The following is a 15,112-nucleotide window of genomic DNA, read 5'->3' as shown; positions in this document are numbered from 1 at the left end:
CATTATTATTATACAAAACCTGACGGTAACCATACGACTATTTCACTTAAAAAGCGGGTATATCTTTTTTAACAAACTTCTTTTAGAAAAAGTGAAACCTTTTTCTATGCACTTCGTATTACATCAGATCATCACAATGAGGGAGGTGCCTTCACACAATGTTTATCATGGTTCTCCGGATACTATTGCTTGCTTTATTTGCTTACTGTATTTATGCCTTGGTCAAATATGTCGCAAATCCAAAGAGAAGACTGAAGCTGGCCCAATCAAAAGAACTTTTTTATATTATCGATGAACAGAACAATACCCGAAAGAACTTTCAATTGACGTATAAAGGCGTGCTTTTTGAAGGAGAAAAGCATATTCCTTCCAAGGATCATCCGCTGTTCATCCACACCATCTTCGTATGGACAGAGTCTCCTGAAAAGCTGAAAACCTTTTCTGCAAAAGATTTTGAGAACATTGAAGAAAAAGTACTGGAACGATATCCGGATTGCAAAATTGACTGGGATCAGCCCATTAAACTTGCAAAAAAAGCAGAAGAGCGCTAAACGCTTTTCTGCTTTTTTATAAATCAAACGGACTGTAATAGATACCGATCAACACCGCTTCAATTACCAAAAGAAACGGCACACCGTATTGAAATGATGTGTGCTTCGTTTTATGTCTGAAGGTCTGCATGCCGAGCCAGACACCAAGCGCTCCAAACACAATGGCAATCAGCCACAGCCGATCTTCAGAAATTCTCCATTTGTGGTGCTGCGCTCTCCGTTTATCTGCGCCCATCACCCAAAAACCGCACAGATTGATCAGAACTAGATATACAGCAATTATCATGTTGCCTCATCCTTTATATAAAAAAGCCGCTCTCTAAGAGCGGCTCTATATCATTATTTGTTTAATTGAGCTTTAGCAGCATCAGCAAGCTGATTGAATGCAGTAAGATCGTTTACAGCAAGATCAGCAAGCATTTTACGGTTTACTTCGATACCAGAAAGCTTAAGACCGTGCATTAAACGGCTGTAAGAAAGACCGTTCATGCGAGCAGCTGCGTTGATACGAGTGATCCAAAGCTTACGGAAATCACGTTTTTTCTGACGACGGTCACGGAAAGCATAGTTTCCAGATTTCATGACCTGCTGGTTAGCTACTTTGTATAATGTATGTTTTGAACCGAAATAACCTTTTGCTAATTTAAGAACCTTTTTACGACGCTTACGTGTAACAGTTCCGCCTTTTACTCTTGGCATTAAATTTCCCTCCTAATTGTTCCTTGTCCGATTACTTGATGTTAGCAAGCATTTGTTTGATACGTTTGAAGTCTCCTGCGCTTACAACAGCACTCTTGCGAAGCTTACGCTTTTGCTTTTGAGATTTGTTGGCGAATAAGTGACTTGTGTATGCATGAGAACGTTTTAACTTCCCAGAACCTGTCTTTTTAAAACGTTTAGCAGATCCGCGGTGAGTTTTCATTTTTGGCATGGGATTTCCTCCTTATTGCTTTTCGTTTTTCGGCGCGAGCATGAGGAACATGCTGCGGCCGTCCATTTTTGGTTTTGTTTCGACTGTCGCAACCTCAGCACATGCTTCAGAAAAACGGTCTAGTACACGCTGGCCGATTTCTTTATGAGTAATTGCGCGTCCTTTAAAGCGGATAGAAGCTTTCACTTTATCGCCTTTTTCAAGGAATTTAATCGCATTGCGCAACTTCGTGTTAAAGTCGTGCTCATCGATTGTCGGACTTAATCTAACTTCTTTTAAGTTAATGATTTTTTGATTTTTGCGTGCTTCTTTGTCCTTTTTCTGCTGCTCGAATCTGAACTTTCCATAGTCCATGATGCGGCAGACAGGCGGTTTTGCATTTGCTGCAACTAACACAAGGTCAAGATTTGCGCGGCCGGCTATTTCAAGTGCTTCCTGACGGGACTTGATTCCAAGCTGGTCGCCATTTTGTCCGATTAAGCGGACCTCACGTGCACGGATACCCTCATTAACCAATTGATCTTTGCTAATAATGAGCCACCTCCATAGTTTCTTCGAATTGATTCACACTCTTTTGACTGCATTCTGCAGGCAAACAAAAAGTGCGGGCATTATAAAACACCCACACTACGAACATCTGTATTAATAAAAATGTACGGTCAACCTGCCAACTACATGAATGTGTCAATCAGGTGAGAAGCGGGTGCTTCTGCTTGTGATTTATATTCAATTCAATAACTATTCTACACAATGCCGGATGTTTAGTCAAGGATGACTTACCCGGAACAACTTTCTCATTGTAACACGGGTAATTTATGAGTGCAAGAGAGAAAACGAAAATCTTTTATTCTTATCCAGCATGCATGTGTTCTGAACCCTTCAGACAATCATGAAGGATTTTGTTAAACAGCATTGACTGAGCCAGCGGCGATCCTTGAGCAATGAACACGCTGAAAATCGCTGATTTGCTCTTTCCACATCCAGCCGCTGACACCCCCGCCATGAATAAAGAGCAGTAGCTGCGGATGCTCCGCACCAGATTCTGTTATATAAAGATCCCATATACTCCCCCATCCTTCTCCTTATTTCGCAGTTTATCAAAAACCACATTTAGGAAAAAAACGCTAAACAAAGTGAACCTCATACTAAAAAAGCCGATATAAGAACCAGAAGGGAGTCCGACACATGAAAAACCCGATACAGCTTACTCTATTTTTGACATTGATAGTAACCGGCTGCTCCAATAGCAACAGCATATCTTCAGAGCCAAAAGAAGAGACTGTTATCACAGCCGCAGCCTTTCATGAAAACAAGCTGGCGAAAGAGCTGAAAAACCTAAAACCTGTTTCATTGAAAATGGTGAATCCGCTCGCAACTGAATTAGGAAAGCTGAAGGCGAAGCAAGAAGCCGAGAAACAAAGACAAATCGCTGCAGCGAAAAAACGTGAAAAAGAGCAGCGAGCGAAACGAAAGAAACAAGAGGAGGAAGAAGCGGAAAGGCAACGATTGGCACAGGCAGCAGCAGAAAGACAAGCTGAGCTTGAAAGGCAGCGTCAGGCAGCAATCCAAAAACAGCAGGAAGCAAATGCCGAAAAAGAACGGCAAGCGCAGGCACAGCGTCAGCAGAATGAGGCATCCTCATCTAACAGCCAAAATGCGCCATCTTCCCCGAGCCAGACAGATGATGCCATTCAACAGCCGGCTTCTGATCTCCCTGATGACGACGGCTATGGTTATGAAGAACGAAAAAAGTGGCATGACGATCAAGTGAAATGGGGCATTAAACAAGGATATATCGATCCGGAAGACGCACCATAAAATAGAAAAAGCCAAGGCTGTCAGCCTTGGCTTAACCTCCGATCAGCTGTATAAACACAGGAATGACCAGAACCGTTACGACTCCGACAACGACAACAGCAATACTTGCCATCGCGGCTTCAACTTCACCCATCTCGATCCCGACGGCTACACCGAGTGCGTGTCCGGACGTTCCGAGAGCCAACCCTTTTGAAATGGGATTCTTCACTTTAAATACCTTTAAAAACAAAGCGCCGAGCGCATACACAATGACGGCGTTAAAGATGACCGCAAAAGCTGTGATATCGCTGATGCCGCCAATATCTTTTGATAAAGGAAGCGCAATCGCCGTTGTTGCCGCCTGCGGAAGCATACTTTTCATAACAGCCTCATCAAGGTGAATCCCTTTTGCAAGCAAATAGACAATCGTGACAGAGCAGATAGAGCCTGCGATAATGGAGGACATAATTTGCCACCAGTATTTTTTCAGTTTATCTCTTTGTTTGTACAACGGAATTGCAAAAGCAATCGTCGCAGGTTCCAGGAAAAACTTAATGATTTCTCCCCCGTTATTATAGTCAGCGTAAGAGAAACCGCCGATTTTCAAGAATGCAATTCCAAGCACCATCGCAACAAACAATGGAGTGAAAAGGAAGAACCCTTTTGTTTTTTTAAATAAAAAGGTGCCGATGCCGAAAGCGGCCAGTGATACGACAATTCCGAAATAAGGACTCATTGTGCTTTCCATTTCATGAACCTCCTGTTTCTTTTAATGATGAACAAGTTCGTTTTTCTTCTGCGGCGGCTGCACTGTTTTTGCTTTTATGTCATCGGCAGTCTTGCGTTTTCCGCTCAGTGTAAGAATAAGCTGAGAAAACAATCCTGTTGCCCCCAATAAAATAATCGTTGCGAGAAGAATGACAAGGACGATTTGCAGGCCGTATTGCTGCATCACACCAAGAGAATTCATAACAGATATACCTGATGGAACAAATAAAAATCCGATCAATGAGGTTAAAGACGTTCCGAGCGTTTCTACTTGTTCCAGTTTAATGACTTTCAAACATAATAGGAGAAATAATAAGACCAATCCTACAACTGACGCCGGTATAGGAATTGGGACAAAAGCGGCAATCATATTGGAAACCATCATAATGACGGCAAAAATAAATGCTTGTGTTAAAAATCCGTACACTTTTTTAGCACTCATTTTCTTCACCTCTTTCTCTTTTGTACCCTCATTATAAATAAGAATTTCTCTCTATTAAGCGCTTACATGATAACTTGCCGAATATTTAAGGTGAGTTGCAGCATAAAAAGGATGAAATACAAAAAGCCGCCCCGTCAAATATGGAGCAGCTTTTTTAATTCCTTGGCATATGTCCGGCTGACCGGTATTTTCGATCCGTCTTTCATGATCAGGTTATAGGTGGAATTAAACCAAGGCTGTATCTCTTTGATGTACTCAGTATTAACGACAAAGCTTCGATGGACGCGGAGAAAATCAGGTTCTGGAAGCTTTTTTTCAATGACAACGAGCGTATCATTGACTGAATAAGATGCATCAAAGGTTTTTACATTGACGTGGCCATCTTCGGTTCCCGCAAAGATTATATCCTTCGTATCCACAATCACAATCGATTCACCGACAGATAAGGCTAATTTATGCTGGCTGGCATGGCTGATCTGTTCTGGTTCAGCAATCTCCCGCTTTACCTTTTTATACTTTTTCATTGTTTGCCGAACCCTTTCTTCATCGAAAGGTTTGGTTAAGTAATCGAGAGCGTCCACTTCAAAAGCTTTAAGTGCATACTGGTCATAGGCCGTCGCGAACACAACAGCCGGAGGATGCTTCATATTCTTCAATCGTTTTGCGATATCAAAGCCATTCTCACCGGATAAATCAACGTCTAAAAACAGCAAATCAGGCTTTTGATCCATCATTTGGTCAAACGCTGATTCAATATTTTCCGCTTCATTGATTTCTAATTCCTCATTTGTCCTTTTGAGCAAATAGGCCAGTTCATCTCTTGCCAATATCTCATCATCAACTAATAACACCCTGAGCATGTTCTTCTCCCTCTTTCATTTGTTGCATAGGCACTTGAAAGGAAACCTCTGTCCCCTTATGTACCTCACTCTTGATATGTAATGCAGCCTGCTGGCCGAATAAACCAATCAGCCGCTGATTCAGATTATAAAGCGCAGTCCCTGTTCCTTCCTTAGAAGGCAGCGGTTTATTCCCCAGTTCCGGCAAGACGTCCGGCGGTATTCCGCGACCATTGTCCGTGACCTTCATATAGACGGATGACTCATCAGATAAGACACAAACCGTTACCTTGCACATATCTTGTTTTTTGGGAAATGCATGCCGCAATGCGTTTTCAACAAGCACCTGTAAGACAAACGGAGGAATTTCAATTGGCTCCAGCCTGCTGTCAATATCAAGCTCAATCTCATATTTCCCGGGAAAACGCGCCTGTTCTAATGACAGATAGGCTTGAAGATGATTCAGCTCCTTTGAAAGCGGGATCAGCAGCTGTCTTGCTCCCTGGAGATTAGAACGAAAGTACACACTAAGCTGCAGCAAAAGCTTTCGGGTTTTTTCAACATCTGTCCGGCATAAAGCAGAAATCGTATTGATGGCATTAAATAAAAAATGCGGATTAACCTGTGCTTGAAGCGCTTTGATTTCCGCATCCTTCAGAAGCTTGCTTTGCAGCTCAGCCTCACCGAGCTCAAGCTGTGTCGAAAACAGCATGGCAAGCCCCTCGGCAAGCTCTTCCTCTACCTGACTGAGACCGGCCGGGCTTTTAAAATACATTTTTAATGTTCCGATTGTGTTCCCGTTTGATGTCAAAGGCAGTACAATCGCCGCGTGCAAAGGGCATTCCGGATGGGTGCATTCAATCTCTTCCTGTGAAGTAGCCTTCATGATACGCCCTGTTTTAATTACCTTTTTAGACAGACCTGTGATCAAGCTTTTAGATGGGATATGATGGTCCATTCCCGCTCCGACATGCGCAAGTATTTTCTCATTATCCGTCAGAGATACCGCATCCGTTCCGGTCATCTTATGGATGATGGACGCTACACTTTTACAAGAGCTTTCATTTAACCCTTGACGGAAAAAAGGAAGCGTCTGATCAGCAATGGTCAGCACCCTGTGCGTTTCAAGCGCTCTTGCCTGTTCTTCCTTGCGAATAATGGCTTGAATAATCGACAGGAAAATAAAGCTGCCTGTGCCGTTAATGAGGATCATCGGGATCCCAATCATGCTAACAAGCTCCCAAGCGTCAGTGAACGGCTTTGCCATCAGCAAAATAATGACCATTTGCAAGGACTCCATACCGATTCCGACGAGAGCTGCGATACGCGGTGTCGGCATTCGGTAACGCTTCGTAAAATACCGGCCGATCCATCCCGCTAGAATTCCGGCTAAAACAGACGAGACCGCACAGCTTAAAGCCGTGCTGCCGCCGAGCGAAAACCGATGAAGGCCTGCTAATAAACCGATTCCCGCTCCAACAAACGGCCCGCCCAAAAGCCCTCCTATTTCAACGCCTAAAATACGGGTATTCGCAATAGAGCCAGACGGATCTATTGTAAACACCCAATCATTGTTCACAATCATATGTTTTTGAATTTCGATGCCGGTGTAATTGCTGATGATGCTGAAAAGAGAAAAAATAGAAATCAATGCAGCCTTTCCTTTGTAGCCCTCCGGATTTTGAAGAGCCTGTCTGAAAAGTTTAGTGTGAGCCAGAATAAATCCCAATATAACAATAATTCCTACCCTTTCCAGCATCATAATCATTAATTGAATCATTTATGTCACCTGTTCTTTCCCATTTCATTTTATCATTTTTCGGCAAATCGTTTCATGGCTGACTGTTTTTTTAAAATCGTCTGAAAACATATTTCACAAGGCTTTTATCTATTGTAGAATAAACATGAGCATTTTGGCAGAAAGAATTGAATCTGAAGCAGAGGAGAAGATCATGAAAGCCGTATTTTTTGATTTAGATGATACACTACTTTGGGATGAGAAAAGCGTCAGAACAACATTTGCAGAAACATGTTTACAGGCCGAGAAAAAATATGGTCTTGACCCGCAGGAATTTGAAGAAGCTGTTCGGGAAGCGGCGAGAGAATTGTACATGTCTTACGAGACATATCCTTATACGGTGATGATCGGCATTAACCCATTTGAAGGGCTCTGGTCGAATTTCTCTGAGCCGATCAGTGAAGGGTTTCAGAAGCTGAATAAGATTGTGCCGGAGTACAGACGAAACGCATGGACAAACGGCCTGAAAGCGCTGGGTGTCGACGATCCGGCATATGGTGAATACTTGGGAGAGTTTTTTGCAGCGGAGCGCCGAAAACGCCCGTTTGTATACGATGAAACATTCGATGTGCTTGATCAATTAAAAGGAAAATATGAGTTGCTGCTTTTGACTAACGGCGATCCGAGTCTGCAAAAGGAGAAGCTCGCCGGCGTGCCTGAGCTCGCCCCTTATTTCAATGAAATTGTCATCTCAGGCGCTTTTGGCAAAGGGAAACCCGACGCTTCTATTTTCGAGCATTGCCTTCAGCTGATGAATATCCAAAAGGAGGATGCCGTGATGGTCGGCGATAACCTGAATACAGACATTTTAGGCGCTTCCAGAGCCGGTATCAAAACCGTATGGATTAACCGGACGGATAAGAAAAATGAAACAGAGGTGACGCCTGATTACATCATCAGCAGCCTTCATGATTTGTTTCCTATTTTAGAGCATAAATAAAAAAGCATGATCTCTTTCATGAGATCATGCTTTTTTATTATTTCTTCGCTTCAGCTACAGCCTTTTTCACAAAATCATCAAGTGAAATGGTTTCAGACTTCTGCTCTCCGTATTTACGGACGTTTACCGCTCCGTTTTCTGCTTCTTGGTCACCGACCACAAGCATGTATGGAATTTTTTGCATTTGCGCTTCGCGGATTTTGTAGCCGATTTTTTCATCACGGCTGTCGACCTCTACACGCAGGCCTTCACGCTGCAGGCGCTCTTGTACTTGCTTCGCATAATCCAAATGCACAGCCGGAGAAACCGGGATGACCTGGAACTGAACCGGTGCTAGCCATGTTGGAAGTGCGCCTTTATGCTCTTCGATAAGGAATGCAACAAAGCGTTCCATTGTTGATACCACACCTCTGTGAATAACAACCGGACGATGCTGCTTGCCGTCTTCACCGATATATGTCAGATCGAAGCGTTCAGGCAGCAAGAAGTCCAGCTGAACAGTAGACAATGTTTCTTCCTTGCCGATCGCTGTTTTCACCTGAACATCAAGTTTAGGGCCGTAGAATGCAGCTTCGCCTTCTGCTTCGTAGTAGTCATGGCCAATTTCGTCCATTGCCGCTTTCAGCATAGATTGCGCTTTGTTCCACATTTCATCGTCATCAAAATATTTTTCTGTGTCTTCCGGATCACGATAAGACAGACGGAAAGTGTAATCGTGCAAGCCGAAATCTTCATATACGTCCTGAATCAAACGAACAGTTCGGATAAATTCATCCTTAATCTGATCCGGGCGGACAAAGATGTGAGCATCATTCAGTGTCATGCCGCGCACCCGCTGAAGACCTGACAGCGCACCTGACATTTCGTAGCGGTGCATTGTGCCAAGTTCAGCGATACGAATCGGAAGCTCACGATAGCTGTGAATATCGTTTTTATAAATCATCATATGGTGCGGGCAGTTCATCGGACGGAGCACAAGTGTTTCATTGTCCATTTCCATCGGAGGGAACATGCCTTCTTGATAATGATCCCAGTGTCCTGATGTTTCATACAGCTCTTTGCTTCCAAGCACTGGTGTATAAACGTGTTCATAGCCGAGGCTGATTTCTTTATCGACAATATAGCGCTCGATTGTGCGGCGGATTGTCGCGCCTTTTGGCAGCCAAAGCGGCAGACCTTGTCCGACTTTTTGAGAATTTGCAAACAGCTTTAATTCTTTGCCAAGCTTTCTGTGGTCTCGCTCTTTTGCTTCTTCAAGCATGCGAAGATGCTCGTCAAGATCAGCTTTTTTGAAGAAAGCTGTTCCGTATACACGCTGAAGCATTTGATTATTGCTGTCACCGCGCCAATATGCACCTGCAAGGCTTAACAGCTTAAATTCTTTGATTTTTCCTGTTGACGGAACGTGTACGCCGCGGCACAGGTCAAAGAATTCGCCCTGCTCATAAATCGATACGGTTTCTCCCTCAGGAATCGCATCGAGCAGTTCAAGCTTCAGGTCATCGCCGATTTCCGCAAAGCGGGCTTTCGCTTCTTCACGGCTGACTTCTTTTCGAACGATCGGAAGGTTCGCATTGACGATTTTTTTCATTTCTTTCTCGATTTTCGGCAGATCCTCCGGCGTAATCGCTTCATCCATTTCTACATCATAGTAAAAACCGTTTTCGATAACAGGACCGACACCGAATTTCACATCTTTGTAAATGCGTTTAATCGCTTGCGCCAGCAAGTGAGCCGTACTGTGGCGCATAATCTCAAGGCCCTCTTCTGATCCTTCAGTAATGATTTCCACAGTGCCGTCTTCGTTGATCGGCGTTTTCAAATCGATTTCTTTTCCGTTCAGTTTTCCGGCTAATGATTTCTTTTTTAATCCCGGACTGATGGATGCCGCGATATCTTCTGTTGTTGTTCCTTTCGCAAACTCCTTGACTGCTCCATCAGGAAATGTGATTTTTACCATATCTGACATCTTTGCCACTCCTTTTTTTGCATATAAAAACCCCGCCCCCTATGAAAGGGACGAGGTTGAATAAACGGAATCGTGGTTCCACCCTTTTTTCCGCAAGCCCATACACCGGCACCTGCGGCTCTAAACTCTGTAACGGGAGTTCCCGTCAGCCATTACTGTTCCTACTAAAGGTGTTCACAGCTGAGGTTCAAAGGCGGTAAAGCGAATGGTCCTTAGCTGGGAAGCTTGCAGCCGTGACTTCCCTCTCTTCAAGCCGGTATCATTCCTTCATGTCCTTATCAGTACGTGTGTCAATCTTAATCTCCTATGTATTATAAATTGTTCGTTCTAAAAAATCAACACGATTGTATTTCCTTTTTTAAGCGGCAGCCTTATGTTTACAGGCTGCCGGCACTTATCCTTCCGAGTGCTTGACCGGTGTTTCAGCGTTTGAAAACGCCTGAAGCGGAAGCATTTGCACACGCTCTTGAAATACGTTTTGAATCGTCCTTACCATCATATGCTCAGGCTGGTCTGTATAGAGAACCACCTCATCCGGCGCGATGGAGATCAGCGGCGCAAGCAAATGGGAGTCAATGTACATGGGGTGATCCCGGACAAATCGCCTGTCTATGTATTTCATTTTTTCCCGTTCCGGCACATAGCGCATCTCCCACAGTGTAAACGAACCGTCATGGACAATGTGCACCTTTTTGATTCGCGGAGGCTTAGCCATTACGTAGTCTCTGAGTGTCTGAATAAAGTTTTGGTACTCCTGCTCCATCTTATATTCGTCTATTGCCGCTTCCACAGTTTCTCTAAGCTGTTCGTAGTACTTTCCGAGGCGAAAGATTTGAAAGGAACGAATTGAAAATACTTCGTCCTCTAAACAAATCGTTCGGAGCTCATCTAAAATATACTGCTTGCGCGGCGGCTTCATCGGTTCAAACGGAAGAACATCAGCTTCCCCCTCTATAATACTGTGTGCGAGCTGAAGGATTTGCTGCTGCTCATCCTGGTCCGTGAAACAATACGTCTCTTCAATCAACGACAGCATATGCTCGTCTTCTTTGCATTCTAAAAAAAACTTGACCAGAATCGGCTCCATAAAACGCTGAATAGAGAAAGCCGGCTCAGCTTTTTCAATCTCGATTTTTCGTATACTTTCACGGACAATGATGTTTTCCCGATCGTCCGAATGCTGAATGAGATGTAAAAAAGCGGCTGTATCATGGTCATCTTCAAAGATTATTTCAAGCATGTTTGTCCCCCCTTACGGCATCTGTTACAAGTATATGGGGGATGTTTTTAAAATAGACGTAAAGGTCACTGGCAAATCTTAATTTGATTCTTGAAACAAGTTTTGCATTTTCTTTCTGAAGATAAGTGGCAGCGCCATAAAAATGATATAAAATCCGAGGACGAGAAAGAAGGCGGGCAAATTGCCCGTGAAAAAGCTTGCTCCCAGCACGTTCAGCGCAACGGTCCCAGGGATGATTCCCGCAGCCGTCGCCGCAAAATAGGGCAGCGCCTTGACATTAGAAAGCCCTGCCGCATAGCTGACGAAGTCAAAATTAATCGGAAGGATCCGCAGAAGAAAGATATAGAAAAAACCGTTTTCCTCCATCTGTTTCTGGATGTTTTCCAGCCTTGCGTGATGGCTGTTAGTTTTTGCCGCAAACAGACCGGCTGCAAAAAATGAGACAGCCGAAGCGCACATCGACCCGAATAGTGTGTAAAGCGTGCCGAGAATCGGGCCAAAGGCGAGACCGCCCGCAATAGAAATAACTGATACTGGAAATAACACAAGCGGCCTGACGATCGATATCCCGATAAAGATAAGCGGCGCAAAGATGCCAAACGATAAAACCCATATTCGGATTTCTTTCGGAGATAGATTTAAATACCTTTTATTGGCCCAAAAAATCAAGCCTGCTCCCACAAGCACTGCCAGCCATTTAACAGCCGTTTTAAGTTTCATACCCTCTCAGTTCCTTCCCCTTTGAACCGCAGCGGTTATTAATGGCGGCGGTTTTCTCCGTCAAGACGGATCGGAGCAGCCAGATATAAAATCCGCTCCATTAATCTAGCCGCTTTTACTTCTTCCTTTTCTCCCCTTTGCGAATACGTAAAATGATGTTTCAGCTCATCAGGCGAGAAATTAGAAGAGAAGAAAGTCGGCAGCTGCTGAGACATTCTGTGCTGAAGCACTGTCCCGATGACTTCATCCCTGACCCAGCTCGTCATCGATTCCGCTCCGATGTCGTCGAGCATCAGTACAGGCGTTGTTTTTACCATGTTCAGCTTTTCTTCCAATGAATGATCTTGAAGCGAGTTTTTCAGCTCTCTGACAAATTCGGGCACATACACGATCATGGAGGAATACTCTTTTTCCGCCAGCTCATTGGCAATAGCGGCGAGCATAAAGGTTTTCCCTACGCCGAACTTGCCGTACAAATACAATCCTTTCCCTTTTCCCGTCTCATTATAGCTTTTCAAAAAATCCGTGACATGCTGGAACATTGCAAGTCTGCTCGGGTCATTAATATCGACCTGCTGGAACGTCGCTCCGAGAAGATCCTGCTGAATATACATGCTTTTCATGAGAGACTTCTGTTTTTTCTGCTGATCGAGCTTTCGTTTGACTGGACATTCGTAATACTCGATGTCAATAGTGCGGCCGGTCATCACAAGCTTCGGATGGTAGCCCTCCAACAGATTATTGCTGTTTTCGTCTTCTGAACAATAAGAGCAGTGCTTGCTCTGTCCAATATATTCATAAAGCTTATTTAAGCTTCTTTCAATCATTTTTTGATCGATGACGTCTTCATTTTCCTTCAAAAATGCCTGAACGTCTTGATCCTTCATCACTTTTTCCTTCATTTGTTCAAGACGCTTTTGGAAATCCGGTCTGCCGGTTACGCCCTGAAGGGAACGGCTGATTGGTTCCATGTATTACTTCACCCCGCATCTCTGCTCTTAATAGGCAGAGTATTTTTTCAGTTTTTTCATTTCTTCCATCATCTTTTTCTTCTGTTCTTCCAAGTCCTGTTCATGTAGCATCTGCTGTCCGGTTTCAGAATCGGACGCCGATTTCTTTTCTTTCATCCAGTCAGGAAGTTTTTCTTCGCGAATCACTTTTTGATTTCGTTTAGAAGCTTGGCTCGTTTTACCTTCAGCCCATTCTAGATACTGGCGGTTTTCTTCTATGGCAAGCTTCATCGCTTCTCTGACCGTTTTGACTTTTTTGCGCGCCCAATGGGAGGCAATTTTTTGTATATAGTTTTTCGACAGCTTCATGTCGGTTTTCAGCATGACATAATAAATTAACACATTTGTGACGCCTGGCTCCAGCTTCTGTTCAAACATAATCTCTTCTATAATTTTCAAATCTGCTTTTGACGGTTCGGTTCCGTCCGCGATATCCTGAAGAAGCTTTTTCGGTGAGATGACCTCGAGCAATGCGATCAGCTCACTATCCAGCGAATCCTCTTCTGCCGGTTTTGCGCCTTCACGCAGATGTACCGGCTGTGTTTTCTCCACTAAGTCCGGCAGCTGTCCGTTCCTCTCGATTTGGTACCAGTCGCTTGCCGCTTTTCTTAAAGCTTCGGTGGTAATCACTTCATGCTCATCGATCGCGCTCATGACGACGTTTTGCATCTGCAAAGGATCAATGCCGTACAAATAAGAAAGCTTTTTAATCGTTTCCCGCACCTGCTGTGTCATTGCTTTTCTCGGAATCATCGTCTCCGAAAGCCCCGCTAAAAACAAATCAAAATCGAACACATCCTCTGTAACGGTATAGGACGGAGCCTGTCCGACAGTTGTATACTCTCTTCCCGTCGCCAGTCTCACCGTTTCCTCCATATCGGATGTAAGCTTCCATTCACTCGGCTGCAGCGATTCAAACGCATGATTAAACGGCCTTGTAATTTCTTTGGCGTCTTCCGAAATCGCCGGATGTGTAAAAAATTGTTTTAACTGCTGATATTTTGTTTTTCCGACTCTGTTATATAAAAAAACGTTCAGCATGCCGTCTTCGAAAAATTCATTCGGCCGCAGCGGCGGCAGCAGTTCATATATAAAGAGGCGCTCCTGCCGCTCGGATTCTTTCATATATACTTTCAGCAATCCGATGCCCTCGAGCTTTCCCTGTTCCTGATGGATCGTTTTCAAATTGGACTGAGTCATTCCCATCAGCTGTCTATGTGTGGATTCTCCGCCCCACAGTCGGTTTTGTTCAAGTTCTCCCCACAATGTCATATAAAGAGAGAATGCAACAGGGCCGATTAAGGGCTGGTACAGTTGTGTAATAATTTGTCTGTCAATATCCTGCAGCATTGATTTGCTTTTCACCACATAAGGGTCTACAGGCAGTACATCTTTCCAATAGTCAGCCATACATTCTCAAACCTTCCGATTATGTTTCTACCCTCATTTTACACCGTTTCGAATATCTATCAAATGCCAATTTTGCACATGAGAAAAGAGCTAGAAGAATCCTTTTAGCTCTTTAACGCTCTTTCTTTATTAAATCTTTTAATTCATCGATAAAGACATTAATATCTTTAAACTGCCGATAGACGGACGCGAACCGCACGTATGCGACTTCATCAACCTTAGCCAGGCGGTCCATGACCATCTCTCCGACGAACTCGCTTTTTACTTCGGAACAGCCTTGATTGCGCAGTTCTTTTTCAATGTCAAAACACATATCTTCCAGCGTCTTGAGTGAAACAGGTCTTTTTTCACATGCTTTAATAAGGCCGCGCAGCATTTTTTCCCTGCTGAATTCCTCTCGCACGCCTTCTTTTTTCACAACGATGAGCGGGGTTTCCTCCACTTTCTCAAAGGTAGTAAAGCGGTAATGGCAGGCTTCGCATTCACGTCTTCTGCGAATGGATTTTCCGTCATCCACAGGCCGTGAATCGAGGACTCGTGTTCCGTTATGCTGGCATGAAGGACATTTCAATAAAATCAGCTCCCAACTATTTCGTTCCCTGCAATGTATATTCGGCAGCCTCCGGCTATAAAAGTGATGTGACAGGCATCTGTCGGGAGAGCCGTTGTTTAGGCTGTATCTAACAGCATCATGCGG

The 15,112-nt window shown here is 44.0% G+C and carries 17 protein-coding genes and 1 other annotated feature; of the genes, 3 read left to right on the top strand and 14 right to left on the bottom strand.

The window, feature by feature from the left end; translation table 11 throughout:
* The first annotated feature begins 158 nt into the window (after nt 1-158).
* Nucleotides 159-551, top strand: coding sequence for a sigma W pathway protein YsdB (ysdB, locus tag V6D42_RS01050; protein ID WP_333512122.1), 393 nt, complete (start codon nt 159-161; stop codon nt 549-551).
* Between the two features lie 16 nt (nt 552-567).
* Here the strand turns inward: ysdB and V6D42_RS01045 are convergent, their stop codons facing one another.
* From V6D42_RS01045 to infC, 4 genes are read right to left on the bottom strand one after another with little or no spacing between them, the layout of a single operon-like run.
* Complete coding sequence (locus V6D42_RS01045) at nt 568-837, bottom strand: DUF1294 domain-containing protein (protein WP_010335250.1); 270 nt, start codon at nt 835-837, stop codon at nt 568-570.
* Between the two features lie 53 nt (nt 838-890).
* Nucleotides 891-1,250, bottom strand: coding sequence for a 50S ribosomal protein L20 (rplT, locus tag V6D42_RS01040; protein WP_003222420.1), 360 nt, complete (start codon nt 1,248-1,250; stop codon nt 891-893).
* Nucleotides 1,251-1,281: 31 nt separating this feature from the next.
* Complete coding sequence (gene rpmI / locus V6D42_RS01035; RefSeq protein WP_003222418.1) at nt 1,282-1,482, bottom strand: 50S ribosomal protein L35; 201 nt, start codon at nt 1,480-1,482, stop codon at nt 1,282-1,284.
* 12 nt (nt 1,483-1,494) lie between these two features.
* On the bottom strand, nt 1,495-2,016 hold the full coding sequence (infC, locus tag V6D42_RS01030; protein ID WP_071543361.1) for a translation initiation factor IF-3: 522 nt from the start codon (nt 2,014-2,016) through the stop codon (nt 1,495-1,497).
* Nucleotides 2,017-2,072: 56 nt separating this feature from the next.
* Nucleotides 2,073-2,203 (bottom strand) — a sequence feature (ribosomal protein L20 leader region).
* Nucleotides 2,204-2,667: 464 nt separating this feature from the next.
* On the opposite strand from infC, the gene V6D42_RS01025 reads away from it, so the two are divergent.
* A complete protein-coding gene (locus tag V6D42_RS01025; RefSeq protein ID WP_333512121.1) occupies nt 2,668-3,300 on the top strand; it encodes a hypothetical protein in 633 nt (210 codons plus the stop codon).
* 31 nt (nt 3,301-3,331) lie between these two features.
* On the opposite strand, the gene lrgB is transcribed toward V6D42_RS01025, so the two are convergent.
* The 4 genes from lrgB to lytS form a co-directional block, all read right to left on the bottom strand.
* Nucleotides 3,332-4,027, bottom strand: coding sequence for an antiholin-like protein LrgB (gene lrgB / locus V6D42_RS01020; protein ID WP_010335252.1), 696 nt, complete (start codon nt 4,025-4,027; stop codon nt 3,332-3,334).
* Nucleotides 4,028-4,048: 21 nt separating this feature from the next.
* Nucleotides 4,049-4,489, bottom strand: a complete 441-nt coding sequence (gene lrgA / locus V6D42_RS01015; RefSeq protein WP_010335253.1) for an antiholin-like murein hydrolase modulator LrgA — start codon at nt 4,487-4,489, stop codon at nt 4,049-4,051.
* A 134-nt stretch (nt 4,490-4,623) separates the two neighbouring features.
* Nucleotides 4,624-5,349 carry a LytR/AlgR family response regulator transcription factor gene (locus V6D42_RS01010; RefSeq protein ID WP_333512120.1) on the bottom strand — a complete coding sequence of 242 codons (726 nt, stop codon included), beginning with the start codon at nt 5,347-5,349 and terminating at the stop codon, nt 4,624-4,626.
* Nucleotides 5,327-7,108, bottom strand: a complete 1,782-nt coding sequence (gene lytS / locus V6D42_RS01005) for a two-component system sensor histidine kinase LytS (RefSeq protein WP_333512119.1) — start codon at nt 7,106-7,108, stop codon at nt 5,327-5,329. The genes V6D42_RS01010 and lytS overlap by 23 nt, the downstream gene beginning before the upstream one ends.
* A 172-nt stretch (nt 7,109-7,280) precedes the next feature.
* On the opposite strand from lytS, the gene V6D42_RS01000 reads away from it, so the two are divergent.
* The gene (locus V6D42_RS01000; protein ID WP_010335256.1) at nt 7,281-8,066 is read left to right on the top strand and encodes an HAD family hydrolase; all 786 of its coding nucleotides are present in this window, start codon (nt 7,281-7,283) and stop codon (nt 8,064-8,066) included.
* Between the two features lie 37 nt (nt 8,067-8,103).
* Here V6D42_RS01000 and thrS read toward each other — a convergent pair whose 3' ends face one another.
* From thrS to nrdR, 6 genes are all read right to left on the bottom strand, one after another.
* A complete protein-coding gene (thrS, locus tag V6D42_RS00995) occupies nt 8,104-10,035 on the bottom strand; it encodes a threonine--tRNA ligase (protein WP_333512118.1) in 1,932 nt (643 codons plus the stop codon).
* 394 nt (nt 10,036-10,429) lie between these two features.
* Nucleotides 10,430-11,275 (bottom strand): putative sporulation protein YtxC, encoded by an 846-nt coding sequence (ytxC, locus tag V6D42_RS00990; RefSeq protein ID WP_010335258.1) that lies wholly within the window; start codon nt 11,273-11,275, stop codon nt 10,430-10,432.
* 78 nt (nt 11,276-11,353) lie between these two features.
* Nucleotides 11,354-11,995, bottom strand: a complete 642-nt coding sequence (locus tag V6D42_RS00985; protein ID WP_333512117.1) for a TVP38/TMEM64 family protein — start codon at nt 11,993-11,995, stop codon at nt 11,354-11,356.
* Nucleotides 11,996-12,033: 38 nt separating this feature from the next.
* The gene (gene dnaI / locus V6D42_RS00980) at nt 12,034-12,966 is read right to left on the bottom strand and encodes a primosomal protein DnaI (protein ID WP_333512116.1); all 933 of its coding nucleotides are present in this window, start codon (nt 12,964-12,966) and stop codon (nt 12,034-12,036) included.
* Nucleotides 12,967-12,993: 27 nt separating this feature from the next.
* The gene (gene dnaB / locus V6D42_RS00975) at nt 12,994-14,415 is read right to left on the bottom strand and encodes a replication initiation membrane attachment protein DnaB (protein ID WP_029441385.1); all 1,422 of its coding nucleotides are present in this window, start codon (nt 14,413-14,415) and stop codon (nt 12,994-12,996) included.
* A 112-nt stretch (nt 14,416-14,527) separates the two neighbouring features.
* Nucleotides 14,528-14,986, bottom strand: coding sequence for a transcriptional regulator NrdR (gene nrdR, locus V6D42_RS00970; RefSeq protein ID WP_010335260.1), 459 nt, complete (start codon nt 14,984-14,986; stop codon nt 14,528-14,530).
* Nucleotides 14,987-15,112 lie beyond the last annotated feature (126 nt).

It is taken from the genome of Bacillus sp. 0909A, assembly GCF_036765115.1.
Classification (GTDB): domain Bacteria; phylum Bacillota; class Bacilli; order Bacillales; family Bacillaceae; genus Bacillus; species Bacillus mojavensis.
This window is presented reverse-complemented; position numbering and strand designations above follow the sequence as displayed.